Origin of the sequence: Pontibacter sp. BAB1700, from assembly GCF_000277005.1 — a bacterium.
GTDB lineage: Bacteria > Bacteroidota > Bacteroidia > Cytophagales > Hymenobacteraceae > Pontibacter > Pontibacter lucknowensis.
In genome coordinates this window covers 1-3342 of the sequence record NZ_AKIS01000206.1, presented here as the reverse complement: position 1 = coordinate 3342, position 3342 = coordinate 1, and the positions used below count along the sequence as shown (strand labels likewise).

The 3342-nt window shown below is 36.7% G+C and carries 2 protein-coding genes; both read right to left on the bottom strand.

Annotation, left to right across the window (positions count from 1 at the left end; genetic code table 11):
• Positions 1–72 precede the first annotated feature (72 nt).
• A complete protein-coding gene (locus O71_RS19725) occupies positions 73–2619 on the bottom strand; it encodes a UvrD-helicase domain-containing protein (protein ID WP_007660542.1) in 2547 nt (848 codons plus the stop codon).
• Positions 2620–2868: 249 nt separating this feature from the next.
• Positions 2869–3342, bottom strand: a 474-nt coding sequence (locus O71_RS24455; protein WP_007660540.1) for a hypothetical protein, incomplete at its 5' end; no start/stop codon positions are given.

The following is a 3342-nucleotide window of genomic DNA, read 5'->3' as shown; positions in this document are numbered from 1 at the left end:
TCATATTTTAACAGGCTCTAAACACTTAACTAATTTATTGGCCTCGGCTTCCTAAGCAGTTTTTCAAGTGCTTCAAATGTAGTTGGACCAAACAGACCTGTTTAGGTGTGGTAAGTCTCTACCTGTTCTGGTAGCATCATACTTTAGTTCACCTATAGTTGGCCAGCCTAATTTACGGTTCTTTTCATCTGATACTCTTTGGCCATTTACCAACTCCACCAGTTTATTCTGCAACTCTGTTGGAATACCTAAGGCATCCTTTGTGTACAGAAAGTCTTTCCCCTTTAAAGAATAAGAGTCCCCAAATTCGTGTACCAATGTTGGAGCCTGTATATCAAAATTGCTTAACTGATTAACTTCTAAATGATCTACCCAGCTATCTTTTGTAAAGTATTCAAGGCAGTTATCAAATAAGCCTGATATTTCGTCATGATACGTGAGTACCAGTTCTTTTTTAGCTCTGGTCATGGCTACATAGAACTTGGATATCTCCCTAAACCATTCTTCTTCAGGATATTCTGGATTTGGAATAACATGTTTATTACAGTTGATAATCAACATGCGATCAAATTCAAAACCTTTGGTATTTTCCAGATCAGAAAGGAAAATGTTTCCTTCTGTTAAATTCATTTTCCCATCAAGTACTGGCTTACCAATAACTCGACCTAAATGTTGAATATCGAAGTAGGAGTAGCCACAGATGGCAATGCACCCTTTTTCATTTTTACTTTTATCCAGAATCTCTTCGAGATAAGTGAGTGAGAAGTTCAAGCTGTTTTTCAAGCTACTTGTTTTCCGTAAAAAAGGCTTTGCCGTGGAGAAGTTGGCAAACTCAGGGTCTAGCACGTTAAAGCCATCCATCTTATAAGAATCTGCCGAAGTATTATTTTTGAATACTTCATAAGCAGCGGCCAGAATCTCACGACTATTTCTGTAGTTCTTATTTATCTTAAGAAAGTTTTTAGGCTGAATGCTGACACCGGCGTGCGTAATCTTATGGTGCTTTGTATGTACTACCTGCGCAATGTCACCACATAAGAACAGATCGTTCTCTGCTTCAGCAGCCAACTTTCTAACAGCTTTCAGTTCTATGGTACCAAAGTCTTGTACTTCATCTACTAAAATACATCTGTACTCAGGAGTTATCTTATCTATATAGTCCATCACTTTTTGGGAAAGGCCCAGATAATCAATCATGCCAATAAAAGCCATATGTTCTTCCCACGCCTTGAGACCATCCAGTATCAATTGTCTATTTTCTTTCGCTATAGATACGACTCTTCCTTCTCTTTCTACCTCTAAGTATTTATGTCTATCTTCTTTTGAAAAGGCACTTCTTATCCAATCAAACTCTTGGCGTATATAATCTTGTGGGTATATGCTTCGTAACAGTAATGTTTGATGCACAGGGAACAAAACTTTTGCCTCGTCATTATTGTCCATACACCTATACCATCGCTCCCAAGCTTCGTCTATGTTCTCATTATGCTTTTCAACAATATCCGTATACATTTTATGTGCCAGCGGATTAGTATCGTGCTGCAACAGATACTCACGGCAAAGCTCCCAGTAAGAGTAAACTTTAATATTATTTTCCAGGGCTTCTCTCTCATCAAAAGGGGCTACATAGATCTTGATCAGATCTTTAATCAATAATGCTAAGGATCGGTTAAGTGTCAGAATTAAAATCTTTTCACCTGGATACTTATTGGCCAGTCTTACAGCTCTTCTAACAATTACACAAGTTTTACCGGATCCACTCACGCCCATCAATCTGGCTGGTCCATTATAGTCTGCATCAACTACTACCTTCTGGGCTGGGTGCATAAACAGCATCCAATCGTGCCAGGTATGGTTTTCCATCAGTGTTTTGAGCTCCCATGGGTCCATATCCTCAAAGTGCAGGTACTGATCGTTTGAAACAATTTTGTTAAGCTCTTCTGCAGGTAAATTTTCTAGCAAGCCTAGCTCATCAAGATAAGTTCTAATTCTGTTTTTGGCACTGTCTACATCACCTGCTCTAAGGCTGATAAAGGCATCAAAGAATACGTCTTCCAGCTCCTTATCAGGAATTGCTTTACAAAGCTCTAATATCTCATCTTCATCCGAGATAGAATCTAACGCTTCAAATTTTCGGATTAAAGCTCTATCTACATCTTTGGCTATTTTATCAAAATACCAGTCTCCTAGCTTCTCAAAAAGTTTACCTTTAGAGTAATCCGAATCAGCTACAATTCTTTCTTCTGGATTATCCTTATTACCGCTTATATAAACGTCTTTAGCCTCTCCAGTTTTGGTATCTACTGCGATATTAAGACCTCTATGGCTATTCAACCACTTATCACATTCGTCGTGTGTACCTAAAAATTTAATAAAACACTTGCCCTGATTTTGAATAGTAATAAGGCGGCAGAAACCTGATAGGTCATATTTGATACAATACTTAATGCGAGTTTCACCATGGTTCGTTAACGGCACACCTTTGAAAGGTTCTGCATCATCAAGCTTAATGGATCCAAATATTTTCTTAGCTGATTCAGCGGCTCTTTGGTATTGCCCACCTTTGCCCATCAACTGAAGCACTTGTTGTTTTACGGACTTATCGATGATGTATTCCATGTGAGGTAGTTAATAAGTTTGTACAAGCTAAACTGTATGATTAATGTAGTTCAATTTTTAATAAATTAAGGTTTTTTGTAACCATGCATTAATATATAAAGAAAATAGAATACTTGAAAGAGAGGCTTCTAAACAAATAAGCTTAATGACATAGAATACTATAAAAAGAAAGCCTATAGCTGCTATTAGACAACTATAGGCTTCATGTAAAGAAAAAGTGGTGCAGAAACTATAACGCTACAACCTTGCTTACATATTTTCTTGTTTTGTGTTTATGACACTCTGGGCATAAGGCTGACCATTCTCAACAGCTGTAGCTCCTCCATTACTATGTTCTATAATGTGATCATATTCTAACTCTGTAAAACCTAGAGTATGGCCTTTTACAGGACATTCTACCTCACTATATCCAGTACACTGCCTATTATTAAGATAGTAAATAGCTTCTTTTTGAGTTTGAGTAAATCCTCTTTGATTATCCTTTGTCTCAACATTTTTATGCTTAAGAAAGAATTTCTTAAGTAAAATTTCATGACGATCTCTTATGCCTGATTCACTATCAGGACTATTTATACATGCTGTATGATACTTAGCTAAATCTAGATCATAGTCTGTATTATCTTCAGAGATTCTATTATTTTTCTGCCTAGCTGTTTCGAATTCAATAAAGAAATTGTACAAATCTTTATTTTTTACTCTACCTAAGGTATAATTATCTTTTAA

Bases quoted from the DNA above. Each gene is read 5' to 3' on its own strand.
- O71_RS19725 (WP_007660542.1), bottom strand. From the start codon at position 2,619: ATGGAATACATCATCGATAAGTCCGTAAAACAACAAGTGCTTCAGTTG.